Source organism: Methylotenera sp. (genome assembly GCF_030684185.1).
GTDB lineage: Bacteria > Pseudomonadota > Gammaproteobacteria > Burkholderiales > Methylophilaceae > Methylotenera.
Map to the genome: position 1 here is coordinate 23,913 of NZ_JAUXOY010000008.1, position 23,913 is coordinate 47,825.

General features: G+C 42.2%; 23 protein-coding genes. 11 read left to right on the forward strand and 12 right to left on the reverse strand.

The genetic code is table 11. From position 1 onward, the window contains the following. Nucleotides 1–56 precede the first annotated feature (56 nt). On the reverse strand, nucleotides 57–725 hold the full coding sequence (locus Q8J82_RS01105) for a prepilin-type N-terminal cleavage/methylation domain-containing protein (protein ID WP_305327607.1): 669 nt from the start codon (nucleotides 723–725) through the stop codon (nucleotides 57–59). A 441-nt stretch (nucleotides 726–1,166) separates the two neighbouring features. Between Q8J82_RS01105 and Q8J82_RS01110 the strand changes: the two genes are divergently transcribed. Beyond that, entirely contained in the window at nucleotides 1,167–2,729 is a 1,563-nt protein-coding gene (locus Q8J82_RS01110; protein ID WP_304892015.1) for an ATP-binding protein, read from the forward strand. A 63-nt stretch (nucleotides 2,730–2,792) separates the two neighbouring features. On the opposite strand, the gene Q8J82_RS01115 is transcribed toward Q8J82_RS01110, so the two are convergent. Further along, nucleotides 2,793–3,440 (reverse strand): cytochrome c, encoded by a 648-nt coding sequence (locus tag Q8J82_RS01115; RefSeq protein WP_304892016.1) that lies wholly within the window; start codon nucleotides 3,438–3,440, stop codon nucleotides 2,793–2,795. A 244-nt stretch (nucleotides 3,441–3,684) separates the two neighbouring features. On the opposite strand from Q8J82_RS01115, the gene yihA reads away from it, so the two are divergent. After that, nucleotides 3,685–4,353: a ribosome biogenesis GTP-binding protein YihA/YsxC gene (yihA, locus tag Q8J82_RS01120; RefSeq protein ID WP_304892017.1), complete on the forward strand. Its 669-nt coding sequence runs from the start codon at nucleotides 3,685–3,687 to the stop codon at nucleotides 4,351–4,353. Nucleotides 4,354–4,415: 62 nt separating this feature from the next. Here yihA and trmB read toward each other — a convergent pair whose 3' ends face one another. Both trmB and Q8J82_RS01130 read right to left on the reverse strand, forming a co-directional pair. Beyond that, a complete protein-coding gene (gene trmB / locus Q8J82_RS01125; protein ID WP_305327608.1) occupies nucleotides 4,416–5,144 on the reverse strand; it encodes a tRNA (guanosine(46)-N7)-methyltransferase TrmB in 729 nt (242 codons plus the stop codon). 65 nt (nucleotides 5,145–5,209) lie between these two features. Next, nucleotides 5,210–6,376, reverse strand: coding sequence for a class I SAM-dependent methyltransferase (locus tag Q8J82_RS01130; protein WP_305327609.1), 1,167 nt, complete (start codon nucleotides 6,374–6,376; stop codon nucleotides 5,210–5,212). Nucleotides 6,377–6,417: 41 nt separating this feature from the next. Between Q8J82_RS01130 and Q8J82_RS01135 the strand changes: the two genes are divergently transcribed. The 3 genes from Q8J82_RS01135 to topA all read left to right on the forward strand — a co-directional run bounded on the left by Q8J82_RS01135 (nucleotide 6,418) and on the right by topA (nucleotide 10,860). After that, a complete protein-coding gene (locus Q8J82_RS01135) occupies nucleotides 6,418–7,170 on the forward strand; it encodes a pteridine reductase (RefSeq protein WP_304908589.1) in 753 nt (250 codons plus the stop codon). A gap of 37 nt (nucleotides 7,171–7,207) precedes the next feature. After that, complete coding sequence (gene ttcA / locus Q8J82_RS01140; RefSeq protein ID WP_304908588.1) at nucleotides 7,208–8,113, forward strand: tRNA 2-thiocytidine(32) synthetase TtcA; 906 nt, start codon at nucleotides 7,208–7,210, stop codon at nucleotides 8,111–8,113. A gap of 119 nt (nucleotides 8,114–8,232) precedes the next feature. Then, the gene (gene topA / locus Q8J82_RS01145) at nucleotides 8,233–10,860 is read left to right on the forward strand and encodes a type I DNA topoisomerase (protein ID WP_305327610.1); all 2,628 of its coding nucleotides are present in this window, start codon (nucleotides 8,233–8,235) and stop codon (nucleotides 10,858–10,860) included. Nucleotides 10,861–10,934: 74 nt separating this feature from the next. Here the strand turns inward: topA and pbpG are convergent, their stop codons facing one another. Further along, nucleotides 10,935–11,975, reverse strand: a complete 1,041-nt coding sequence (gene pbpG / locus Q8J82_RS01150; RefSeq protein WP_305327611.1) for a D-alanyl-D-alanine endopeptidase — start codon at nucleotides 11,973–11,975, stop codon at nucleotides 10,935–10,937. Nucleotides 11,976–12,182: 207 nt separating this feature from the next. Between pbpG and gcvH the strand changes: the two genes are divergently transcribed. After that, entirely contained in the window at nucleotides 12,183–12,578 is a 396-nt protein-coding gene (gcvH, locus tag Q8J82_RS01155) for a glycine cleavage system protein GcvH (RefSeq protein WP_305252935.1), read from the forward strand. Nucleotides 12,579–12,600: 22 nt separating this feature from the next. Here the strand turns inward: gcvH and Q8J82_RS01160 are convergent, their stop codons facing one another. Genes Q8J82_RS01160 through Q8J82_RS01170 form a run of 3 tightly spaced genes read right to left on the reverse strand, consistent with a single transcriptional unit; the run spans nucleotide 12,601 to nucleotide 16,178 of the window. Further along, nucleotides 12,601–14,175: a hypothetical protein gene (locus Q8J82_RS01160; protein ID WP_305327612.1), complete on the reverse strand. Its 1,575-nt coding sequence runs from the start codon at nucleotides 14,173–14,175 to the stop codon at nucleotides 12,601–12,603. Between the two features lie 53 nt (nucleotides 14,176–14,228). Then, nucleotides 14,229–14,654 carry a DNA polymerase III subunit chi gene (locus tag Q8J82_RS01165; protein ID WP_304891481.1) on the reverse strand — a complete coding sequence of 142 codons (426 nt, stop codon included), beginning with the start codon at nucleotides 14,652–14,654 and terminating at the stop codon, nucleotides 14,229–14,231. 9 nt (nucleotides 14,655–14,663) lie between these two features. After that, nucleotides 14,664–16,178 (reverse strand): leucyl aminopeptidase, encoded by a 1,515-nt coding sequence (locus Q8J82_RS01170; RefSeq protein WP_305252937.1) that lies wholly within the window; start codon nucleotides 16,176–16,178, stop codon nucleotides 14,664–14,666. A gap of 91 nt (nucleotides 16,179–16,269) precedes the next feature. On the opposite strand from Q8J82_RS01170, the gene lptF reads away from it, so the two are divergent. Both lptF and lptG read left to right on the forward strand, forming a co-directional pair. Next, nucleotides 16,270–17,388: an LPS export ABC transporter permease LptF gene (lptF, locus tag Q8J82_RS01175; RefSeq protein ID WP_304890148.1), complete on the forward strand. Its 1,119-nt coding sequence runs from the start codon at nucleotides 16,270–16,272 to the stop codon at nucleotides 17,386–17,388. A gap of 29 nt (nucleotides 17,389–17,417) precedes the next feature. Then, on the forward strand, nucleotides 17,418–18,488 hold the full coding sequence (gene lptG / locus Q8J82_RS01180; RefSeq protein WP_305327613.1) for an LPS export ABC transporter permease LptG: 1,071 nt from the start codon (nucleotides 17,418–17,420) through the stop codon (nucleotides 18,486–18,488). Here the strand turns inward: lptG and Q8J82_RS01185 are convergent. Genes Q8J82_RS01185 through Q8J82_RS01200 form a run of 4 tightly spaced genes read right to left on the reverse strand, consistent with a single transcriptional unit; the run spans nucleotide 18,457 to nucleotide 20,422 of the window. Then, complete coding sequence (locus tag Q8J82_RS01185) at nucleotides 18,457–18,903, reverse strand: RDD family protein (protein WP_305327614.1); 447 nt, start codon at nucleotides 18,901–18,903, stop codon at nucleotides 18,457–18,459. The genes lptG and Q8J82_RS01185 overlap by 32 nt on opposite strands. Nucleotides 18,904–18,913: 10 nt before the next feature. Continuing rightward, the gene (locus Q8J82_RS01190) at nucleotides 18,914–19,372 is read right to left on the reverse strand and encodes a DUF3106 domain-containing protein (RefSeq protein WP_304890145.1); all 459 of its coding nucleotides are present in this window, start codon (nucleotides 19,370–19,372) and stop codon (nucleotides 18,914–18,916) included. After that, nucleotides 19,348–19,809, reverse strand: a complete 462-nt coding sequence (locus Q8J82_RS01195; RefSeq protein ID WP_305327615.1) for a DUF3619 family protein — start codon at nucleotides 19,807–19,809, stop codon at nucleotides 19,348–19,350. Before Q8J82_RS01195 ends, Q8J82_RS01190 begins: the two co-directional genes overlap by 25 nt. Before the next feature lie 10 nt (nucleotides 19,810–19,819). Next, complete coding sequence (locus Q8J82_RS01200) at nucleotides 19,820–20,422, reverse strand: RNA polymerase sigma factor (protein WP_305327616.1); 603 nt, start codon at nucleotides 20,420–20,422, stop codon at nucleotides 19,820–19,822. Between the two features lie 142 nt (nucleotides 20,423–20,564). Between Q8J82_RS01200 and Q8J82_RS01205 the strand changes: the two genes are divergently transcribed. From Q8J82_RS01205 to Q8J82_RS01215, 3 genes are read left to right on the forward strand one after another with little or no spacing between them, the layout of a single operon-like run. Next, nucleotides 20,565–20,798: a PP0621 family protein gene (locus tag Q8J82_RS01205; RefSeq protein WP_304890045.1), complete on the forward strand. Its 234-nt coding sequence runs from the start codon at nucleotides 20,565–20,567 to the stop codon at nucleotides 20,796–20,798. Between the two features lie 27 nt (nucleotides 20,799–20,825). Further along, complete coding sequence (locus Q8J82_RS01210) at nucleotides 20,826–22,430, forward strand: PAS domain-containing sensor histidine kinase (RefSeq protein WP_304890044.1); 1,605 nt, start codon at nucleotides 20,826–20,828, stop codon at nucleotides 22,428–22,430. A gap of 17 nt (nucleotides 22,431–22,447) precedes the next feature. After that, nucleotides 22,448–23,884 carry a sigma-54 dependent transcriptional regulator gene (locus Q8J82_RS01215; RefSeq protein WP_304890043.1) on the forward strand — a complete coding sequence of 479 codons (1,437 nt, stop codon included), beginning with the start codon at nucleotides 22,448–22,450 and terminating at the stop codon, nucleotides 23,882–23,884. Nucleotides 23,885–23,913 lie beyond the last annotated feature (29 nt).

Below are 23,913 nucleotides of genomic sequence, written 5' to 3' on the forward strand. Positions count from 1 at the left end.
AATTTCGGGGCTCTATTCGCTAGTCAGGTCATCAATTATGCCGAATAGCCAGACCCTCAGAATGCCATACATACATTATAAGTAGTCGAATCATCAACTGCACCAGCACCTGTGGTCGTTGACCAATTTGTCTCGCCAGTTTTGTAGGTTCTTACTGACCCTGTTGAGGTTTCACCATCATCTAAAGTTATATCAATTTGTTTAGCAAACCTACCTAGAATGGCTGCTGAACAAATTACATAAGCTCCATTCAACCCAGTAGGTCCTGAAAAACCAGATACACTTTGAACCCCGATGCGCCCACCATCTGCATTAGTTGGGTAGTAGTTTGCATCTGTTCCTGATGTTGGCCCTGGAGCTAACCCAGCCAAACGAACGTGTTGCCAAAATGCGCCTGACTCTGTTGCAGGTAAAGTACCATTTGCACCGCCATTCCAAGCACCTGAAATTACTGCATTGCCCGCTCCAGTTGCTGACACAGGGATTTGTATTGCCGCAGCTCCTAAATGTGCAACGGCATTTGCATCATCACCAGGTAATGCCCTGTATTTATCTTGGTAACCGTAAATATAAACTTGAGTATTTTTAAAATCACTCACCATATTTTTAACCTTGGCACTATTTATTAGCTCTTGGCCTTTTAACACGCCACCTAAGAGCAAGCCGATAATCACCAGTACAATCGCCAACTCAATTAAAGTAAAACCTGCTTGTTGTTTTTTCATGTAGTTCCCCGAACTAAAAATATGTGTTTGTTGAGACATTTCTTGCAAAAGACTATGTTCAACTTTCAACAAACTACATGCAAATACCGTACCAACTTATTTTTGGCCTATTTTTGGTATTTTTGCTGAAATAAAGAACAATTTTGCTAAAAATTCGTAAAATACCTGTCGAAAAACCAACAGTTGTGTTCAAATTTTAACGTTATTTGGAATGTTTCTTTTACTTAATTTCAGAATACAATACTAAATAAGCCAGCAATCTATAATAACTCTATGAGCCAACATTTTATGCAAACAATATTCAAATTGGGTCGCCAACTATTTAATGATTCCGACCGATTGATGGCACTCATGCTTTTATCATTGCATGCCTTATTGATTTGGGGTGACTCGAGCGGTTTGCATAGAGCATTATTTTTGTGCCACTACGGCTGTTTTTTGATGTGGCAACCTGTAATGCGGCAAACCAAAGCGCTGTCGTGGCAAGCCATATTCCTGATTGTTGTTGGCGCTGGCGTTGGCATGTTCTTTTTAAACTGGTGGGTCATTGCGTTTTGGATAGCGGGTCTGTTTGCACTGATTGGTGGCCGTATTTTTTCAGGCGAATCTACACGCGACAGGTTACCTAACATCCTGGCCTCCACCTATTTGCTTGCCATTTTGCTGTTATGGGTTGTGCCCAAACTACTTAAAGCAAATGACGATTTGGCGGCAGCTGAGTTTTTATTGACTTACTTTTTACCGTTTCTGCCAATTGCTATTTTATTCTTATCAAGCAAAAGTAAAATTAGCAGTCAAAGCACTAACATAGACTTTTTTTATACCTTATTGATTTTTTTACTTTCCTCTATCGTCATACTCGGTAGCTTTGCCATTGGCGTTATTTGGAAAATTCACTACATACAATTACTGATAGTTGTTGTCATGGGCTTGGCGGCTACCTTAGTCGTTTTGAGTTGGTTATGGAATCCAAGCTCAACTTTTTCTGGCTTAGAGTTGCTGATGTCTCGATATTTATTAAGCATCGGTCTGCCCTTTGAACATTGGATTAGACAAATCGCCAAATATGCAGAATACGAACCTACCGCAGAAAAATTTTTACAGGCAGCGATGCGAGAGCTAGTCGCGCTTAACTGGGTGAACGGGCTAATGTGGGAAGTTGAAGGCACCAAAAATCAAATTGGCAATTCCACACCTTATATTTCCACGTTTAATTTTCATCAGCTACATTTAACACTTTATTCACGCTGGCAATTTAGCCCCGCCATGTATTTACATGTGCAACTGCTTACGCAGATATTGGGTGAATTTTATGAGGCTAAACGTCGTGAGGAAATGCTTATCCAAAATACATACATGCAATCTCTTTATGAAACTGGCTCACGTCTGACGCATGACATAAAAAACATTTTGCAATCTATGGGCACGCTATCTGCAGCAGCAGAGCAAAGTAGCGATGATGGTAGTGATGACGCTAGACTGATTGAACTGGTTAAAAAACAGTTACCTCGGCTAAACCAACGTCTGGCGAGCACATTGACTAAACTTGAGCGCCCTAGCGCCGAGAAGAAGAGCCAGGAAAAAGTAGCCAGTTGGTGGAAAACCTTTAAACAGATTAATACACAACTACAAGTATCGTTTGAAGCCCCCATCAACATGCCTAAGACCAATATCGACCCAGATGTACTAGATAGCGTTGTGGACAACCTGCTACATAATGCCTTAGAAAAAGCCAAACTTGAAGCTAACACCCTCATTAAGGTGAGCTTAATGCCAAGCAATCACTTTTGTTTAGAAGTGACTGACACCGGCTCAGCAATGCCAGATAGCGTGGTTGAGCGTTTATTTAAATCACACATAAGCTCAAAAAACGGATTAGGGGTTGGGTTATTCCATGCAGCACAACAAGCCAGCAATGCAGGCTACCAATTGAGTCTGGTGGATAACCGCGATGGTGAGGTGAGGTTTAGATTGGAGATGATTGTTACTGAACAAGTAGATTAAGATATATTGAATCTACTTAATAAATGCACAGGGTAGCAAACTTGCTACCCTTTACAAGGCCTACTAGCGTAAACCTTGAATATAATCAGCTACTGCAGCCATTTCGGCATCAGTCATTTTTGTAGATATCGCCATCATCATCGGTGCATTCGCACGTTCGCCAGTGCGAAAAGTTCTCATCTGTGCCAGCGTGTAATCTGCATGCTGACCAGCTAAACGTGGGAACTGCTTAGGTAAACCTGCGCCAGCTGGGCCGTGACATGCTGCGCAAGCTGGCACATTCGTTGCCGCAATACCGCCGCGGTAGATTTTTTCACCCAATGACCCAGCACCATTTGTTTTAGCGACGCCTAATGTGAGTTTCTGATTCGCAAAATAAGTTGCTACATCTTTCATTTCAGCGTCACTTAACATCGCTGCCATGCCAGTCATCACCGCGTTTGCGCGTTTACCCGATTTAAATTCAGCGAGTTGCTTCACTAAATACTCAGGATGCTGACCAGCTAATTTTGGGTTGAGCGTAATTGCGCTATTACCATCGGCGCCGTGACAAGCGGCACATACTGTATTTACAGTCTGTAGCGTTTTGTCAGCAGGCGCTGCGGGCTTGTCCGCCGCAGCCTGCGCCGACACACTGAACAAAACACTAAACATTAAACCAGTTAAATTAACGCTTACTGAATTTAACCGCATTAGATGATGAAATTGCATTACCGCTCCCAAATATCAAATTTACTTACGCTAAACTTAACGTACACTATATAATTTTACGCACAGAATGCGCGACTAATCTAAATTATTCAATCAATTAACGCGCTATTTTAGCGAAAAACCCCTATTCGTGATAGCATTTTTCACTATTGTTTACACCGTCGTAAAATATAGCATTTAATTTATTTCTACTTGATTTCAATTAGCGCTGCATTTATGACCCATCAGATAGAATTGGATTTTCATGCCATTGTTTCAAAACGCTACGTTCTTCATTTCAGCGCATCATTTACGTGACTTACCGCTTGCCAGCGGTATTGAAGTGGCTTTTGCAGGTCGATCTAACGCGGGAAAATCCAGCGCGCTCAACACCCTTGCAAATCATAATCGCCTAGCCTTCGTGAGCAAGCAACCAGGCCGCACGCAGCTCATTAACTTTTTTACACTTGGTAATGATAGACACTTAGTCGATTTACCTGGCTACGGTTACGCCAAAGTACCTGAGGCCATGCGCGCCCACTGGCAAAACGTGCTTGCCCGCTATTTAAGTGAACGCTCAAGCTTGGGCGGTTTAGTCTTAGTCATGGATAGCCGCCATCCGCTCACTCCATTGGACCGCCAAATGCTGGATTGGTTTTGTCCTAGTGGAAAACCTGTGCATGTTTTATTAACAAAATCCGACAAACTCTCGCGCGGTGAAGCCAGCTTAACACTCAACCGTGTGCGTAAAGAACTCATTGAAACTTGGGGAAACCATTACCACAGCGAGTGCACGATACAACTATTTTCTAGCCTGAAAAAACAAGGCGTTGAAGAAGCAGAGAAAGTGATTGGAAAATGGTTGTTTGCGGAAGAGCCTGAGGATTTAGTTCGAAAATCATTTAATCTTGACGGTGACAAAGAAGTCAATTAGCAAGCTTGGTCTCGATTCAGCATAACGAAATCAAGGCTATCTATCTAATTTCAGCAATATCTTTATTTACGCCTAAACACCATATCCCAAACGCCATGACCAAGCTTCAACCCGCGATTTTCAAACTTGGTTAACGGTCTATATCCAGGTTTTTCAGCATAGCTTTCGGCTGTGTTTTGTAATTGTGGCTCAGCATTTAATACTTCTAAAACCCATTCCGCATACTCTTGCCAGTCAGTCGCAACATGCAAATACCCACCCACTTTAAGTTTGGTACAAAGCAACTTCACAAACCCTGCTTGAATCAACCGACGTTTATGGTGACGAGCTTTATGCCAAGGGTCAGGGAAAAAAATATGCACGCCATCTAAACTTGCATCTTTCAGCATATTTTGCAGCACATCGACTACATCGTGCTGAATAATTCGGATGTTAGTAAGCGCTAACTCTTCAATCAACTTAAGCAGGGCGCCGACACCAGGCGTATGTACTTCAGCAGCTAGAAAATCACACTCAGGCAAAGTCTGGGCGATTTTTGCAGTAGTTTCACCCATGCCAAAGCCAATCTCCAAGATTTTCTTGCTTTCGGTACGATTGAATTTTGCGTTCAAGTCTATAATTTCTGGCGCGTAACTGATACCAAATTTTGGCAAGCCAATTTCTAATGCGTGTGCTTGCCCTTTTGTGACTCGGCCCTGGCGTAATACAAAGCTACGAATGCGGCGATTCTTTAATGCTTCTTTATCAGTGTCCAGATTCGGGGATTCTTCTGTTTGATTTAATTTTGTCATAGCGTCCATTATATTATCAATTACATGCCATTCTAGCGAAGGTGAGAATGCGAGTAACAATGTATTTATAAAGTGTGTGATTTATCGCCGCTAATAAATCCTATCAGCGGTTCGTCAACATTTTTACTCAATGCAATCACCTTGAACAAATCGCCCATTTCTGCAGGGGATAGCAGTTTCTGCGTAGCAGCGGCCAACGGCGCGTAACTTGCCATATCTAGCGGCGACACCTGCGACAGTATCTCTAAAATGCCGCAATTCATTAAAAATTGTGCCTGACTACAAAAGCCGCTTAACACTAAACCGTTATTAACACCTGCATGAGCGATACTTGTAAAGTCCACATGTGCGGTAATGTCTTGCAAACCAATATTGATTAACGGATCAGTATGCGCATAATGCTGATAATGGCACATAACTGTGCCTTGGTTGCGCTGCAGATGATAATACTCACGCGCAGAAAAACCGTAATCTATCATTAAAATTGCACCCTTTTTTAACATGTTAGCAAGGCTAGCAATCAAACCACTTGCTGCAGGGCAAACCTCGGTAATATAGCCTTCTGGTAAGTTGAGTGCAGTGACGACACTCAATAAACTCGGCTCACTCAATACTTTATCTTGCCATGCAAACTTTTCACCATCTGTCACCACACCGCGCTCACGTAAGCTATCGGCAGTAGCATGAACAATATGGACAGGAATGGCGTCTAACACCTCATTGCCAACAACCACACCTTTAAAACTTGGCGGCAAAATGTCAAGCCATTCCACATGCTGCATTAAGTCCGATGGTAGTTTTTTCTGTAAGGTTTCTAGCTGAACTTGGCGCAAGTGGTCACTTACTTCCAGTATAAAGTACTTGGCAGGCAAAATGTTTAGCTGTGCCAATGTCAGCAAAATATCAGCTGCTAATTTGCCTGTTCCCGCGCCTAACTCAAGAACATTGCCACGTGTTACAAGTAAAATCTGTGCGATTTGATTGGCAACCGTTTGCGCAAACAGTGGTGAAATTTCTGGTGCAGTAACAAAATCTCCGCCACCTTTTTTAATATCACCAAACTTTTGACTGCCAGCGCTGTAATAACCCATGCCTGGGGCATAAAGCGCTAGCTGCATAAATTCCGCAAAACTCAGCCAACCGTCTTTTTTTTTAATTTTAAGCTGAATTAATTCAATGAGATGCTGGCTATGTTTTCTAGCATCGAACGATGGTGTGGGCAATGTACTCATAGAGTAGATTATAATAGTTAACAATTCAGATTGGACGATACGTGGTTACAAACAACACAAATAAAATAGTGCTGATTACTGGCGGTGCCAAGCGCGTAGGTGCAGCTATTTGTCGTAACTTGCATGCCGAAGGTTTTAACCTGATGATACATTACAAAAGCTCTATAAACGAGGCGCGCGCCCTGCAGGCTGAGCTAAGTTTACAGCGCCCCAATTCTGTCGCGATTATTCAGGGCGACCTATTAAATATTGCCAGCCTACCTAACCTAATTAACGAAACTGTCAGCCACTTTGGTCGCTTAGATGTACTTATTAATAACGCATCCACCTATTATGCGAGTGAAATTGGCGATATTGACGAATCCAAGTGGCAGGACTTGATGGGCAGCAACTTAAAAGCTCCACTATTTTTGTCTCAGGCTGCTGCACCAGAACTACGCAAAAATCATGGTTGTATTGTCAACATTACTGATATGCATGTAGAACGCCCGAAAAAAGGCTACATTGTGTACAGCGTGGCAAAAGCGGGTTTAGTAACGCTCACTAAATCACTCGCGCATGAATTAAGCCCTGAAGTACGTGTGAACGCAGTAGCCCCTGGGCCTGTGCAGTGGCCTGAAAACAATCCTCAGTTTGACGAAGTATATCGTCAGCGTGTAATTAACCAAACATTACTGAAACGCTTAGGCGAAGCTGAAGACGTGGCAAAAGCAGTTAAATTTTTAATTACTGACGCGCCTTTTATTACTGGTCATGTATTGGCTGTTGATGGTGGGCGGTCTTTAAATCTTTAAATTTGCTCAATTTACAAAATTCTATTAAAAGTAACCCATGATTAAACACTTACCAGCAAAGCATTCCAATAACTTTATTAAGCTTAGAAATAGCTTAATAAGCGCCACAGGCAAAGCCATTGGCGACTACAACATGATTGAAGAAGGCGATACCATACTGGTATGCATGAGTGGCGGCAAAGACTCTCACGCCATGTTAATGATATTGCTTGCTTTGCAAGAGCGCGCGCCCATCAACTTCAAACTCATTGCGATGAATTTGGATCAAAAACAGCCAGGCTTTCCCGCAGACATTTTGCCCGCTTATTTTGAAAAGCTGGGTATCGATTACCGCATAGTTGAAGCAGACACCTACTCAATTGTTAAAGAAAAAGTACCTGAAGGCAAAACCACTTGTTCGCTTTGTTCACGCTTACGTCGTGGCGTGATTTACACAACAGCTAAAGAGCTAGGCGCGAATAAAATCGCGCTTGGGCATCATAGGGATGACATCGTGGAAACTTTATTTTTGAACCTGTTTTTTGGTGCCAAAATGAAGGCTATGCCACCTAAACTCTCAACCAATGATAAGCAAAACATTGTCATTCGCCCGTTGGCATACTGTAGTGAAAAAGACATTGCCAGTTATGCACGGCAAATGGAGTTTCCGATTATTCCGTGTGATTTATGCGGCGGCCAAGAAAATCTGCAACGCCAAAAAGTAAAAGAGATGCTGCGTGTCTGGGAGCTGGAACAACCAGGCCGGGTGAATAATATATTCCGCGCCATTGGCAATGTAGAGCCTTCACATTTGGCTGACTTTAATCTATATGACTTCAAAAATTTAAGCCAAGCTAAGCCAGACGACGAAGATATGTTATTTGGAGATATTGCCAATGAGGGAGCAGCTTTAAGTATTAATAATTCCGATGGCACAAGAATCGAGTTCATTCGAAATACATAAAATAACTAAATAAATTTAAAAAATTAACGTACTATGCTCTGTAAGTTGTTGTCTTAAAGCTATTTACCTTGTTATTATCCAAGTTATTATCTTAGTAACCCCCTTTTTCTTAGGCATTCATGTCCAAACTGTTAATTGTTGAGTCTCCTTCCAAAGCGAAAACGCTGAAAAAATATCTTGGCAGCGACTTTGAGGTGCTTGCCTCTTATGGACATGTGCGCGATTTAATCCCAAAAAATGGCGCGGTCGATACTGAACATGATTTCGCCATGAAATACGACATTATTGAGCGTAACAGCAAGCATGTGGATGCGATTGCTAAGGCAGTTAAAAGTGCTGATAGCATCTACCTCGCAACCGATCCGGATCGTGAAGGTGAAGCTATTTCATGGCATATTGCCGAGATTTTAAAATCTAAAAACTTACTCAAAAATAAACTCATGAAACGTGTGGTTTTTCATGAAATTACTAAAAGTGCGGTTGAGCATGCGATTGCCGAGCCGCGCGATATTTCCATGCCTATGGTCAATGCACAACAGGCAAGACGTGCGCTAGATTATTTAGTTGGGTTTAATTTATCGCCCTTATTATGGAAAAAAATTCGCAGAGGGCTTTCAGCAGGCCGCGTGCAAAGTCCCGCCCTTCGCTTGATTGTCGAGCGTGAGTTGGAAATTGAAGCGTTTAAGTCACAAGAGTACTGGTCTATTCACCTAGATGCATTGAAACATAGCCATGGTTTTACAGCTAAATTGATACAACTTAATAACGAAAAGGTTGAACAGTTTTCCGTCATCAACCATGACCAGCAAAGTGATATTGTTGGTAAGTTATTACTCGCTAGCGCTGGCAAAACCACCGTTTCCCGCGTTGAGAAAAAGCAGCGCAGTCGCAGCCCGGCCGCACCGTTTACTACCTCCACCCTGCAACAAGAAGCAGTACGTAAACTGGGCTTCACCACGTCACGCGCGATGCGTGTTGCCCAACAGCTATATGAAGGTATGGATGTGGGCGGCGGCACGGTTGGCTTGATTACTTACATGCGTACTGACTCATTCAGCATTGCCGCCGAAGCCGTTGCGCAGATTCGTGATTACGTGAAAAAGAATTTTGATGCTGAATATTTACCAAAATCTGCCATCATGTACAAAACAAAATCTAAAAGTGCGCAAGAGGCGCATGAGGCGATTCGTCCAACCGATGTTAGTCGCACCCCGGCAAGTGTAAGACTATACTTAACTGACGAGCAGTTTAAATTATATGAAATGATTTGGAAGCGCGCACTTGCTTGCCAAATGGCACCCGCCAAGTTTGATGCTGTCAGTGTAGATTTAAGTGTTGGAGGTGATGCCAATTTGTTTCGCGCATCAGGCCAAACTTTAGTTTTTCCTGGATTTATGGCGGTGTACATGGAAGGTCGCGATGATGTAATAGCTGGCGATGAGGAAGAAAACGAAAGCAAATTACCACATCTTGAAACAGGTGAAGTACTCACCGTTGAGAAAATCTACGGCGATCAACACTTTACCGAACCGCCGCCACGTTATGGCGAAGCTAGTTTAGTGAAAATTCTAGAAGAGTACGGTATCGGCCGCCCCTCTACTTATGCGAGCATTATTAGCACCCTGCAAGACCGTGAATACGTGCTGTTAGATAAAAAGCGTTTTACGCCAACCGACGTTGGCCGCGTGGTTAACAAATTTTTAACCGAACACTTCAGCAAATATGTGGATTACGACTTTACCGCCAATTTAGAAAACGCGCTAGATAGCGTAGCTGAAGGCGAACGTGAGTGGATTCCACTCATGGATGAATTTTGGCAGGGCTTTAACCAACAATTACTCAGCAAAGCCGATGTAGATCGCCCAGGCAACGAGTTGATTGATGAAGCTTGCCCTAAATGTGGCAAGCCTTTACAGAAGCAATTAAGCCGTTATGGTACTTTTATTGGCTGCACGGGTTATAACGATACGCCAAAATGCGATTATAAGCGCAGTATCGGTGGTGCGGCACAAGCAGGTAGTGACCCAATCGTCATCGGCAATGACTCAGAAACTGGCAAAGAAGTTATGCTAATGAATGGGCCTTATGGACCATATTTACAGCTGGGGTTAGCGGTTGAAGGTGATAAAAAGAAACCAAAACGTGTGAGTGTGCCTAAAGAAATTTCATTAGCAGATATGAATTTAGAAACTGCAACTATGGTGCTGTCTTTACCTCGCGACCTCGGCTTGCATCCTGAAACAAACAAGAAGATTGTCGCAAACATAGGCCGTTTTGGTCCTTATGTAAATCACGATGGAAAATTCAAATCCATCCCAAAAACTGATAGCGTATTTACCATTGATTTAGCGGGTGCGGTAGCTTTGCTCGCAGCGGCTCACACTGGCCCTGCGCCATTATGCTCGCTTGGCAGCCATCCTACTGAAGATGGTCAAATTGAAGTGTTTGCGGGGCGTTATGGTCCATACGTGCAACACGGCAAAATTCGCGCAACGCTACCTAAAAGTGTAGAGCCAGAATCTCTTACTTTGGATGAGGCTTTAGAGTTATTAACGGCTAAACTCGCCAAAGGCGAACCTGCTAAAAAAACCACAGCAAGAAAAGCGCCTGCTAAAAAGGTGGCGACTACAAAAACTGTAACGAAATCAACTGAAAAAAAACCAACCCCTAAAAAGGCTGTTGTTAAGAAAACAGCTATTAAAAAAGCAACTGTTAAAAAAGCAGTCCCTAAAAAGCCTGCCATCTAGAACAAGTCATTTATTGAGTAGCAATAAAAAAGCGGCTTAAGAGCCGCTTTTTTTGGGTCAATAAAACTCGAATCCTAACCGCTAACGTTTTCTCCTAAGGAGCCTGCATCATTATGTTCAATCCACTTACGGATTCTGTTAGCGTCTCCAATGCGAGACAATTTTCCCGATGAATTCAGCAACACGATAATCATGGGCTGGCCAGAAATTTCTGCCTGCATCACTAAGCATCGCCCTGCTTCATTAATAAATCCTGTTTTTGACAAACCTATCACCCAATCACCACCTCGCACTAACGAATTAGTATTCACAAAATTTACTGGGTTTTCACGGCCATATAATGTAATTTCTTGTGAGGCTGCAGTGCTCACCTGACGAATCTCTGGATAATGATAGGCCGCATTCACCATTTTCACCAAATCTTCTGCCGTAGATACGTTACTACTGTCTAGCCCCGTAGTATCATGGAAACGCGTAGATTTCATTCCTAAATCTTCTGCTTTACGGTTCATGGCGCTAATAAATGCGTTAATGCCTCCCGGATAATTTCGTCCCAATGCTGAAGCGGCTCGATTCTCTGATGACATGAGCGCTAACTGCAAGAGTTCACCGCGCGATAGTGGCGAGCCTACCGCTAGCCTAGAACGCGTACCTTTAAGATAGTCAACATCCTCATCCGAAATATAGAGCAAATCATCCATTGGCAAATGTGCATCCAACATCACCATCGCTGTCATCAGCTTAGTGACTGAGGCTATGGGTGTTGATTGATTGGTGTTTTTTGCGAAAATCGTCTCGCCAGTTAGTTGATTAATCACTAGTGCCTTAGACGATGCAAGTTCTAGCGGACCGCTACCATCATAAACATCAGCATAAACTATAGCTGCCTTTTGGGGGGATAATCGAAGCTTAACTCTATGAGTTGAAGCCTTACTGCTTGGCTTATATTTAGCAAGTGCGTACTTATTAGATTTATTCTTAGGCGTAATATTTTTAGCCTGCATATACTTGCCGCCAGATGCAGTATGTTTATTCGTTTTTTTCGCAGCCGCATGCGCGCCCGCTGGAGAGAGGCTCAGCATCAAGGCAATATAAAGCAATATTAGTTTGCGCATAAATTATATTTGTTTCAGGTCATATAGTTATGAGGGAATACTATACAAAAACTTTAGCTTTGTCATCAATAAATTTCAATTTAATTTTTGTTATGTCGCGCATTGACTTTTATTTGAGTGAATATAATTTTTAAAATTCAATTATTCGCAATATAATCATTGGCTAAATCATAAGTAAAACCATCCAATTCAAATTAAGTGATTAAAATGCAGATTCCACAATCTATGCTGTACAGCGCCGAACATTTATGGACTAAAGCCACTGCGGGTGGCATTTGGGAGGCGGGTATAACTGATTACGCGCAAGATTTACTTGGGGATATTGTATTTATTGATGCGCCTGCAGTTGGCAGTGATCTTGTCGCTGGCAAGCCGTGCGGTCTAGTTGAATCAGTTAAAACAGGTTCAGACTTGCATGCGCTGATTGATGGAAAAGTAGTTGAGGTAAACCAGACATTGATTAACTCGCCAGAATTAATCAATGAAAAGCCATATCAAGCTTGGATATTTAAATATAAACCCAGTGACACTTATAACGATGGCGACATTGGCAAAAAATTATTATCAGCCGATGCTTATCAAGCGCTGATAGAAGGCTTGTAGATTGTGCTTCAGTTAGGCTGATTTATTTACTAAAAATCAACCGTACCGAGTCTAGCAGTTTTTCTATTTCAGTTTTAATGCTCAAACTTAGCTTCTGCTCTATTATTGGCACTTCAGTATTAAGAATTTCTAGCACTTTATTAGCCAGCACTTGCTCCACCTCTGGCAGTTCCGCATTTAGCGTCTGCTTGAAATTATTTTTGCTATTCTCAGCCATGCTTACAAAGCCTTGCATTAGCGCCGCTGTCAATTCACTTGATAAACCTTGATACAGCGCAGGGAAAGCATCCTTTATTTCTTGTTCTAATTGTTGCCTGGATTTCAGCTGTAAAGCATCTAAATATATTGCGAGCTCAGTTTGAGATTGTTCAGTCAAACTTTGGTAAACAGTCGTTAATTCACGTGCTAAATTATTTTGATGGTCAGTTAATATTTCTTCATGCAATCGTGTAATTTTATCTTGCAAGGCATGGCTGGCATTTTCAACGGTTTTAGTTTCCAGTTCAGATAAAGTGGTTTGTAATTGAGCTGTCAATGAGTCCTGCAGCATTGGTAGTGCGCCTATAAGCTTAGATTGCACTTCAGCAATTCCCTGCGCCTGCATTTGCAATAGCGTGCTATCCAAATCGGCTTGTATATTAGCAGTAGCCTGTGTGGTCTTTTCAATGGTTTCGGCTTCTAAACCTCCTAAAGTCGCACGCACTTGGTTAGTAAGTACCTGCTCCATAATCGGTAATGCTTGCGTAAGTTTAGCCTGTACCTCCACAATACTTTGTGCCTGCATCTGGCCTAATTCACTTTCTAAATCAGATTTAACTACTCTGGCGCTAGCTTGCAGCACTTGGGTTGCACTTTCAAGCGCGTTGCTTTCCAATTGCGCCAAATTTGTTTGAAATTGCCTGGTAAGCATTTGCTCTATCGCTGGTAAAGCTTGAGTAAGCTTAGATTGCACCTCATCAACACCTTGTGCCTGCATTTGACTCAGAGTATTAGCTAAATCTGCTTTGATAATATCTGCACTTGCATGCATCATTTTAGGAATTTCGGTTGCAAAGTCTGCTCTGGTTCTATCCGCAAACGCGATGCTGTTATCCAAAATGATTTGCTGTGCATTTGCTACTGCTTTGCTAACGTCCCGCGTTACCGACTCCATAATTTGCTCAATAGAGGCTTGTTGCGCCTGCACTATCGTTGTATGTATTGATTCCATCAAAGTAGCTTGACTAGCCTGTTGGGATATATTTAACTCGTCATTGATATGTTGTTTTAAAACTGCAGTTGTGGTCTCCTGAATGGCATTTGCCTTCTCATCGAGTTGCTCTGATTGAAGCGCATGATGCTGCTTTAGCGCGTCTGCAAGGTAAGCTTGACTGGATTTCTCTATCTCTGTCGCCTCATTTACTAAGTAATCGTGCATTTTTTTTCTTAATTTTTCAGTAACTGAAGCCTCTACTTCTTCCTCTATCTGTCGCATTAATTGCGGCTTGATTTGCGCGGCGATTTCTGCAATCAAATCAGCGGTAATATTAATTGATCTAATAGGTTGCGCAGACTTGATATGCACTTCTGTTAGCAGGGGGATATCTTCTTCTTGCATAAGTGATGCCTATTTGAAATTAGATTGAGTGCTTTTGAACAGCGTTATATCGTTCAGTTGCTTACTGCCGTGTCAGTAGATTTTATATCATAGCCGCGATCTTTATAAAATCGAAACCGTGTTCTAGCGGCAGCTTTATCTGCTTCATCGCTACCAACTAATTCAACCAAATATCTAAACCGACTAAAAAAGGGTGGCTGATCAATCTGAAGGTTAATTAAAACATCATCCTGCAGCAAATTTTCGCCATGTGTATCTATCACGATGGGGGAAAACTTACTATTGGCTTCATCTGCCATATTGCTTGGCAAAAACCCTGTCTCAGATCGTTGCCATAGTACCTTTTGCAAAGCATTGCCCGTTGCATCATCTGGCGCAAATATCGTCAACTGACGGCCCTTGGCTACAGCCCTCTCGCAGAGCTCTGCTGTTTTTTGCAATTTATTGGACACATTAAAAAAGAATTCTACACGAGTCATAATGTAATTTTATTTTTTTGAGCTATTAGCGCGATTCACTAAAAACTCGGTTAACAAAGGTACGGGGCGCCCAGTACCGCCTTTTTCCTTGCCAGACTTCCAAGCAGTTCCTGCGATATCCAAATGTGCCCAGTCATACTTTTTAGCAAAGCGCGATAAGAAGCATGCAGCGGTAATGCTACCCGCCGCGCGTCCGCCAATATTAGCGATATCAGCAAAATTGCTATCCAGCAGTGGCTGATAGTCATCCCACATAGGCATATGCCATGCGCGGTCTAGCGATGCTTCACCCGCTTTTAGCAACTCGTTTGCCAAGTCATCATTATTGCTAAATAACCCAGTTGCATGATGACCCAATGCAATGACGCATGCGCCTGTAAGCGTAGCAACATCTACCACCGCGCTTGGCTCAAAACGCTCCGCATAGGTCAACGCATCACATAAAATCAACCGACCTTCTGCGTCTGTGTTCAGCACCTCAATAGTCAAGCCAGACATGCTTGTTAATACATCTCCAGGCCTTGTTGCACGGCCGTCAGGCATATTTTCGCATGTTGGGATTATACCAATGACATTCAACGCTAAGTCCATTTCGGAGATTGTTTTAAACGTACCCAGCACGCTCGCGGCGCCGCACATATCGTATTTCATCTCATCCATCTCGGCACCTGGCTTTAATGAAATACCGCCAGTGTCAAAGGTAATGCCTTTTCCAACTAACACCACTGGCTTCTGGTCTTTTTTTCCTTTTAAGTGCTGCATAATAATAAATTTAGGCGGCTCTTCACTACCTTGAGATACGGCTAAAAATGAACCCATGCCTAATTTTTTCAGCTCTTCACGTTCTAATATTTTCACTTTAAAATCATGTTTTTTACCCAACGTCTGCGCTTGTTCCGCCAAATAAGTTGGTGTGCATACATTTGGCGGCAAATTACCCAGGTCTTTGGCAAAACTCACGCCAGAAGCCAAAGCCAAACCATCAGCCAAGCCAGCTTTTGCTTCTTTTACTTCGCTTGCCAAGGCGACATTAATATACAAAGTTGCAATGCCTTTCTTTGCTTCCTCTTTTTTAGATTCATCTTTTTTTCTTTTTATAGCGTCAAACCGATAGGCTGCATCCAGCGTTGTTTCTGCCATGAGCGCTACTTTTCTTTTAGCACTAAGCTGTTTTACCGGCAATTCAGCTAAAAAAGTAGCAGCCTTACTTGCACCACCATTTGACAAAGCTTTCACTGAGGCACGAATCGCCTTGCAATATTGTTTTTCAGAAAATTCCGATTCTTTTCCTAAACCCACCAAAAGCATGCGTTCACTGGCAACACCTGGAACATTGTGTAGCATGAGCGTCGTATCTGCCTTACCATCCATATCGCCACGTTTTAGAATATTCGAAAGATATCCGGCAGATGCAATATCTAAGGCCAAAGCCGCATTAGACAACTTTTGTGATTCATAAACGCCTATAATCACACAATCACTATGCAGTTTTTCCGGATTATCATTTTTTATGCTAAATTCCATGGTGTTGCATCCTTTTTCTATTATTAATTTAAATTATCGCGTGTTTTACACGTAATTCATAGTTGTAAATAAATACTCACCCATAAATCACATGCTTTTTAGGCGATCCCTCTTACAAGAACTCATCTCAACGGTGTCTGGCGCCTTCCTTATCTTGGCTGGTATCGTCATCGCGCAACGTGCTGGATATTTAGTACGGCTTGCTGCAAAAGGTATTTTGCCTAATGATGCGATTACCACGATGCTTGGTTTTAGCATGATCAGGTTTTTACCTATGCTGTTATCGCTAAGTTTATTTTTGGCCGTGCTCTTAACACTATCTCGCTGGTATCGAGACTCCGAAATGGTCATTTGGTTTAGCTCAGGCTTGAGTATTTCCAGCTGGATTCGCCCTGTACTCATATTCACCATTCCAATCGTGACCCTCATTTCTTTTTTAAGTTTATTCGTTACCCCTTGGGCTCATAATAAAGTTGAGGATTTTCGAGTGCAACTTGAAAGTCGAGATGACTTAGCCGCAATTAGCCCGGGGGTATTTAAAGAATCTGCCCATGCAGACCGCGTATTTTTTGTAGAAAGCTTTGATGAACTTGGCAATATCGTTAAAAACATCTTTGTGCAATCAGTTCAGCATCAAAAACTGGGCATTATCGTTGCAGCACAAGGTAGCCGACTTGTTGAGAAAAATGGTGATAATTTTCTACTCATGCAGAATGGAAGGCGCTACCAAGGACAGCGTGAAGGCGCAGATTACTCTACGACTGAATTTGAAAAATACGCGATTAGAGTCGAGGCCGGCGAAGCGCGAAACTCAGCGCCATCAACTCAATCAATGTCTAGCCAAGAATTACTTCAAAATAAAAACAATACTAATGTTGCAGAGTTGCAATGGCGGCTGGCCATACCTATTTCCACACTGATACTTGCTTTACTGGCTATTCCGTTAAGCGCACTAGACCCACGGGCTGGCAAATCTGCCAATTTTGTACTTGCCACTATCATTTACATCATTTATAACAATCTGCTAAATATTACTCAAGCCTGGATTGCCCAAGGAAAGATTAGCGGAATAATTGGCTTATGGCCAGTACATCTGCTATTTGCAGCATTTGCTTTCTATCTATTTTACAGACGCATACAACAATTGCCGATTTTCCCTAGCATTTCATTACCATCATGGTTAAAAGCTAAAAATAAAGTCAAAATTTAGCGAGTTCGTATTAAATAATTTAAAAATCCATGAAAATTCTTAACAAATACTTACTCAAAGAAGTTACTGGCAATGTGCTGATGGTGATGTTGGCGCTAATCGCAATGTTCTCGTTCTTTGATTTAATTCAAGAGTTAGAAGCCTTAGGCAAAGGCAATTACGGACTCGGCAAAATTTTACTGTTTGTCTTACTCAGTGCGCCAGGCCATATATACGATGTGATGCCAGTGGCCGTGCTGGTGGGCTGCATGTACAGTTTAGGCCAGTTTGCGCGTTATTCAGAGCTAGTGGTATTAAGAGTCAGCGGTTTGTCAATTTTCAATATTGCTGTTTTACTTTTAAAAATTGGATTAATGTTTACTTTTGTGACTTTTTTGGTGGGTGAGTTCGTCACCCCTTTCAGCGAAAAAATGGCACAGCGCATGCGCATCAAAGCGACAGACTCTGTAGTTGCGCAAGAGTTTAGATCGGGCCTGTGGGTAAAGGACGGAAATAGCTTTATCAATGTAGAAGAAGTACTACCTGATGCAACTTTGCTCAACATTCATATATATGAATTCGACCAGAACTCTAAGCTAGTTAAAGCCCGTAACGCTAAAGGCGGTCAATTTGTAAATGATCACTGGAAGCTCACAGAAGTCTCAGAAACTAGTTTTGGTAAAGATTCTGTTCAAGTCAATCAATTTGCAGAAGCTAGGTGGATTTCTCTTATTCGCCCAGAGTTACTTAATGTATTACTAGTATCACCTGAAAAAATGTCAGCATGGAACCTATATTCTTACATCAACCACTTAAGCATTAACAAGCAGAAAACTACGCGCTATAAAGTCGCACTCTGGTCCAAAATGATTTACCCGCTTGCTTGTATGGTCATGGTAGTGTTGGCACTTCCATTTGGATTTATACAGCAACGGGCAACTGGCGCCAGCACCAAGATATTTGTTGGTATTATGCTAGGTGTTATGTACCAAATTTTAAATCGCGTGTTCTCACATCTGGGATTATTGAATGACTGGCCGCCGCTGTTTAGCGCTATCACTCCAACCATACTATTCTTGATGGCGGGGCTTACGATGTTGTATTACGTGGAACGTAGATAATTCTATTTTTTAAAAGTCTGTCATGCAGGAACAGCCTATCACGATCAAGAAATGCCCATAAAAAGCCAAGTCCGAACAACATCAAGCTCACGCAAGCTAACACATACCTTGCAATCGCTGCATTCAATGAAAGTAGATGCGCCTCTTTATTCACTAACTTCAGGTGCCAGGTCTGCATAGCAAGCGTCTGCCCACTTTTCTGCCAACACCAAACAAAATAAACTCCAACCGTTATAAATAAGAATAATTGCATCAGAGTTCGTTTAATACCACTGGCTGAATTCCCAAATATCAAAACAAAAACTGCTGTACTGACAAGCAATAGCGCAATGATGACTAGTGCCTCGTACACAAGACATGCCCCAAGCTTGAGAAAACTTGGGGCCAATGCATGCGATGATTGCTGATATTGCATGCAGTCTCAGCTAATTTAAGTCTGCATCCTGATAAGTGTCTGGTGAATCTGCACGCAACCTTGCGCGCTCTGACTCTGGCAATTTTTGATATTCCAGCCATTTTTGACGTAATTCATTTTTTTTATCTGCAGATAAAGACTGAAATTGCTGATGATTTTTTCTTGCATTCTCGCGCTCATAAGGCGTCATGCGACTCCAGTTTGTAAGTCGTTTTTGCACTAGCTCTCGCTTGGCTGGATTCATTTTTGGATAATCATTGGCAATATCAAGCATTTTTTCACGCTGCCACGGACGTAAAGTATCCCACTCTGAAGCTAATGGATTTAATATTTGTCGCTGCTCACTATTCAGTTGCGCCCAAGTTACATTAACATCATCTGCTAACGCTACATTATTAAACATCAATCCGCCAACCAACAACACCGAAAATACTGCTACGAGTTTCAATCTCGCTTGGAAACTAACCATGTATCAAACCCCTTGTCTGCAAATGCTTCTGGTGGCAACTCTGATGCCAACAAAAATGCATCACTATTTTCTAAGTTATTATCTGCATTAAATTTTTGTGCCGCAAAAAAAGTCAACAACATCGCTCCCACAATAATTGCGGCAGACATAAAACGATGCTGTTCAAAATAAGCACCAAAGCCATTGCCAAACCATTGCAGCACACTACCGCTTTGATTAAAACCTTGACTTGTCACCAACTTGTTGACTGCCAAGCCGCGAGCAACCGACAGGCGCTGCAAAGTTACAGCATTGAGATGCTGTGCATTATCGTTCAACAAGCCCGCTACAACATGCGCCACCTGCTCATCGGTCATCAAATTAGCTTCGGGCAAATTCCTGTCAGTTTCTAAGTTTTTCATGTGTTTATTGATAAAATTTTCTTCTTGTGTACTCATTACTCACCTCTTAGCCTTTTGAGCCTTGATTGGTTAACATTAGGCTTGATAGGCCCAGTTTCTCTAATCCTTGTTTTTTCAGTTCCGCCGCCAGCGCGTGAACCGCCCGCGAACAGTGTGTTTTAACGCTTCCATCCGAGCAACCCATTATTTCTGCCGTTTCAGCCACATCCATCTCCTCCCAGTAACGCAGCACAAAGGCTTCTCGTTGACGTGCCGGCAGCTTTTCTAGCGCGTTTTCTATCAGTTTAATTGTTTGACTACGCTCGAGTTGTGCCGATGGCTCATCACTGTCATCTTCAACATCTATCGTATCTAAAGGATCGCGATCTTCGCCATCCTCATTACTGCCGAATGAAGATAATAACGTAGTCCATAAATTGCGCACTTTTTGCCTACGCCAAAAATCCCGCATGGTATTTTGCAAGATACGTTGAAAAAGCATAGGCAACTCTATAGCAGGCTTGTCACCATACTTTTCAGCGAGTTTCATCATCGAATCTTGCACAATATCAAGCGCAGCATGGTCATCTCGCACAGCATAAGCCGTCTGCTTAAATGCCCGACGCTCCACATTCTCAAGAAAATCAGATAGTTCTTTGGTTGTTGCCATAGCACTTCATTGTGATTTGGTTTATATATCGTTTATTATAAATGGCTGACTCACTAAGAATCAAAGTATATCAGGTTTACATTTTGAACTAGGGCTCGCTTTGGTTACAATCATAGCAATTAATTAAATGGTACATAAACACATGTGGAGACTGATTTTTTTAGGACTCATCATTTACTTGCTAATTGTCTTTTTTAAGCGCAGCACAATTGGTGCAAAAAATGACAATAAGAACGTTAAAAAAGATGTGCCTGCAAGTGAAAAGGAAATAGAAGCGATGGTCAAGTGCGCGACCTGCGAGGTGCATCTTCCAAGATCGGAGGCTTATCTAGTGAATGGCGACTTCTATTGTAGCAAGCTACATATTCCCAAATAAATGCATTCGTTAAAAAATCATTCTAAGATGAAACCCAACCTTGCTAAACCTATCGACTTATCGCTACAAAATCACGCGGTCAATATACTCAATATTTTTCGCTTTGTTTTAAGTTTAGTTTTTATTATTTCTTACCTATACATGGGTAAGGAGTCTTTATGGCAAAGCGAACACTCACTCTTTACGTTCAAGCTGTCTGTTGCTTATTTTATCTTCAGCATATTCGTCTTATTGATAAGTCCGCTTAAATCTGAAGTATATAAGCTCTCACTTCCTTTGCAGATTACTGCTGATATTGTTTTTATTATTTTATTCATGTTTGCGGCAGGTGGTATTTCTAGCGGCTTAGGCATTTTATTGATTATCATTATTGTGATTGCCAGTCTGGCAAGCAATGGCCGTTTATCTTTGTTTTATGCAGCTATTGCCAGCATAGGTTTACTACTTGAACAGAGTTATCGAATATTACTTGGGGATTTATCCGCCGCCAGTTACACACAGCCAGCCATGCTGAGTTTAAGTTGTTTTGCAACCGCATGGCTGGCCTTCAGTTTAGCAAAACGTATGCAACACAGTGAGGAACTGGCATCTGCGCGCGGCATCGACATTCAAAACCTATCACAAGTTAATGCGCTAATCACGCAGGAGATGCAGGACGGCGTTTTAGTGGTAGATGAAAAATTTAGCATTCATCAAAGTAACTTACAAGCAGCCACATTACTATCCTTACCATTAAGCAATACGCGAGATTTTACCCTGACGAATTACGCACCAGAAATCGCAGCGATTTTCAATGACTGGCTGAACGGGTTAGATGAAAATAACAATTCGACTATCTCAATCAGCAATCGTGAGTTAAAGCTCAGATTCATGCCAATCAATCAGCCAAGTGACTCACAAGCATCAGACAGACATTCTGGCGCAGTTATTTTTATCCAAGATGTCAGTCAAATTCAAACTGCTGCACAGCAGGCAAAACTAGCGGCACTTGGTAGATTAACGGCAAATATTGCCCATGAAATTCGCAACCCTTTAAGCGCAATTAGCCACGCTAATCAGTTGTTACAGGAAGACGAAAAAAACTCCGCCCCCACTACACGTCTTTTACAGATAGTTGCAGACAACATTGGTCGCATTGACCAAATCATCAAAGACGTGCTTGAACTCAACAGGCGAGATCGCACTCATCAAGAAAAAATAGAGCTTAGCGAGTTTTTAACAAGTTTTCATACGCAATTTTGCGCTGTCGAGAACATTCCACCCGCACATTTTCAACTAGAGAACTTGCTGCAGAAAAAAATTGCCTTTGACAAACGTCATTTAACGCAAATTTTATGGAATCTTTGTAAAAACGGCTGGGAACACAGCCAAAAACAAGTAGGCAGCTTAATATTAACTACACTTGATGTTGGAAAAACCAGTTTAAATATTGAAGTTAAAGATGATGGCGCAGGGGTTGCCGAGCAAGACCAATCGAGGTTATTTGAACCATTTTTCACCACCAAAACCACTGGCAATGGCTTGGGGCTTTACATTTCACGTGAACTGGCAGAAGCTAATGGCGCAAGACTGCAATATCAACCCTTGCCTCAAGGCAGTACATTTGCGCTTCATCTAAAAAAGTCCAGCTAAAAAAGGCATAATATCGCATGACTCAAAAACCTACCTGCTTAATCGTCGATGATGAAACTGATATTCGCGAACTGTTAGTGATGACACTAGAGCGCATGGATATTGACACCTACGGCGCAAGCAATATCGAAGAAGCCAAAAGCTTACTCAAGCAACGCCAATACGCGCTTTGCTTAACTGACATGCAAATGCCCGGCGGCACCGGTTTAGATTTAGTGAACTATATTAATGAGTTCCATCCAGGACTTCCTGTTGCCGTGATTACCGCACATGCCAGTGCTGAAAATGCGGTATCCGCTCTTAAAGCAGGTGCTTTTGACTACCTAAGTAAACCTATCTCATTAAAACAATTACGGCCTGTCATTGAGTTTGCGCTCAAGCTTACCTCTCAAGCCAATCACAGCAAAGAGAATGTACTCGAGATGATTGGTGACTCCGAGCCAATGACCTATGTTCGCACTATGATTGCCAAGTTAGCGCGTAGTCAGGCGCCAGTGTATATCAGCGGGGAGTCTGGTAGCGGTAAAGAACTAGCGGCTAAACTCATCCACAAAAACAGCTCTAGGGTGGATGGTGCTTTTATCGCGGTTAACTGTGGCGCAATTCCTGAAAACCTGATGGAGAGTGAGTTTTTTGGTTACAAAAAAGGTGCTTTCACAGGGGCTAGCCAAGATAAGGAAGGCATGTTTCAGGCGGCTAGTGGCGGTACTTTATTTCTGGATGAAGTCGCGGATTTACCTCTTCCCATGCAAGTAAAATTATTGCGCGCAATTCAAGAGAAAAAAATCCGCATGGTGGGCGGCACAACTGAAGAGGCTGTTGATGTACGCATTATTAGTGCCACTCATAAAAACCTTAGCGAAATGATGGATGCAGGGCTTTTTAGGCAAGACTTATACTACAGATTAAATGTCATTCAGCTCAAAATGCCCGCATTACGCGATAGGCCGAATGATATTCCCCTGCTTGCCAATTTACTACTAACCAAACTATGCGCCAGCCAAAAGATTAGTATTCCGCAGATTGATGCTACTACACAGGCATATATATCAAAATTGCAATTTCCAGGTAATGTGCGTGAGTTAGAAAACATGCTAGAGAGGGCTTTGGCCATGAGTGATGGTAAAACCATCACTATTGACGATTTAGGCGATGAAAACGAATCGAATCGTTTTTCTGGTACGAAAAACTCGGATATTCATCCTAAATCAGCATTTAATTCTGGTCAAACAAAAGAACTTAACTTATCTGACTACCTGGAAGATATTGAAAAACAAGCCATCGTTAAAGCTTTGGAAAAAACCAATCACAATAAAACCGCGGCGGCGAAACTGCTGGGCGTGAGCTTTCGCACTTTACGTTATCGGCTATCTAAACTGGGCCTGGCCAAAGAGGGTGACGCAGACTTCGATGGCGATATTGAAAATGATGAGTCTCACCGCAATTCAATCTAGTTTCGTTGCAATGTAGCATTGCAACGAAA

Bases quoted from the DNA above. Each gene is read 5' to 3' on its own strand.
- Q8J82_RS01105 (WP_305327607.1), bottom strand. From the start codon at position 725: ATGAAAAAACAACAAGCAGGTTTTACTTTAATTGAGTTGGCGATTGTA.
- Q8J82_RS01110 (WP_304892015.1), top strand. From the start codon at position 1,167: ATGTGGCAACCTGTAATGCGGCAAACCAAAGCGCTGTCGTGGCAAGCC.
- Q8J82_RS01115 (WP_304892016.1), bottom strand. From the start codon at position 3,440: ATGCAATTTCATCATCTAATGCGGTTAAATTCAGTAAGCGTTAATTTA.
- yihA (WP_304892017.1), top strand. From the start codon at position 3,685: ATGCCATTGTTTCAAAACGCTACGTTCTTCATTTCAGCGCATCATTTA.
- trmB (WP_305327608.1), bottom strand. From the start codon at position 5,144: ATGACAAAATTAAATCAAACAGAAGAATCCCCGAATCTGGACACTGAT.
- Q8J82_RS01130 (WP_305327609.1), bottom strand. From the start codon at position 6,376: ATGAGTACATTGCCCACACCATCGTTCGATGCTAGAAAACATAGCCAG.
- ttcA (WP_304908588.1), top strand. From the start codon at position 7,208: ATGATTAAACACTTACCAGCAAAGCATTCCAATAACTTTATTAAGCTT.
- topA (WP_305327610.1), top strand. From the start codon at position 8,233: ATGTCCAAACTGTTAATTGTTGAGTCTCCTTCCAAAGCGAAAACGCTG.
- pbpG (WP_305327611.1), bottom strand. From the start codon at position 11,975: ATGCGCAAACTAATATTGCTTTATATTGCCTTGATGCTGAGCCTCTCT.
- gcvH (WP_305252935.1), top strand. From the start codon at position 12,183: ATGCAGATTCCACAATCTATGCTGTACAGCGCCGAACATTTATGGACT.
- Q8J82_RS01160 (WP_305327612.1), bottom strand. From the start codon at position 14,175: ATGCAAGAAGAAGATATCCCCCTGCTAACAGAAGTGCATATCAAGTCT.
- Q8J82_RS01165 (WP_304891481.1), bottom strand. From the start codon at position 14,654: ATGACTCGTGTAGAATTCTTTTTTAATGTGTCCAATAAATTGCAAAAA.
- Q8J82_RS01170 (WP_305252937.1), bottom strand. From the start codon at position 16,178: ATGGAATTTAGCATAAAAAATGATAATCCGGAAAAACTGCATAGTGAT.
- lptF (WP_304890148.1), top strand. From the start codon at position 16,270: ATGCTTTTTAGGCGATCCCTCTTACAAGAACTCATCTCAACGGTGTCT.
- lptG (WP_305327613.1), top strand. From the start codon at position 17,418: ATGAAAATTCTTAACAAATACTTACTCAAAGAAGTTACTGGCAATGTG.
- Q8J82_RS01185 (WP_305327614.1), bottom strand. From the start codon at position 18,903: ATGCAATATCAGCAATCATCGCATGCATTGGCCCCAAGTTTTCTCAAG.
- Q8J82_RS01190 (WP_304890145.1), bottom strand. From the start codon at position 19,372: ATGGTTAGTTTCCAAGCGAGATTGAAACTCGTAGCAGTATTTTCGGTG.
- Q8J82_RS01195 (WP_305327615.1), bottom strand. From the start codon at position 19,809: ATGAGTACACAAGAAGAAAATTTTATCAATAAACACATGAAAAACTTA.
- Q8J82_RS01200 (WP_305327616.1), bottom strand. From the start codon at position 20,422: ATGGCAACAACCAAAGAACTATCTGATTTTCTTGAGAATGTGGAGCGT.
- Q8J82_RS01205 (WP_304890045.1), top strand. From the start codon at position 20,565: ATGTGGAGACTGATTTTTTTAGGACTCATCATTTACTTGCTAATTGTC.
- Q8J82_RS01210 (WP_304890044.1), top strand. From the start codon at position 20,826: ATGAAACCCAACCTTGCTAAACCTATCGACTTATCGCTACAAAATCAC.
- Q8J82_RS01215 (WP_304890043.1), top strand. From the start codon at position 22,448: ATGACTCAAAAACCTACCTGCTTAATCGTCGATGATGAAACTGATATT.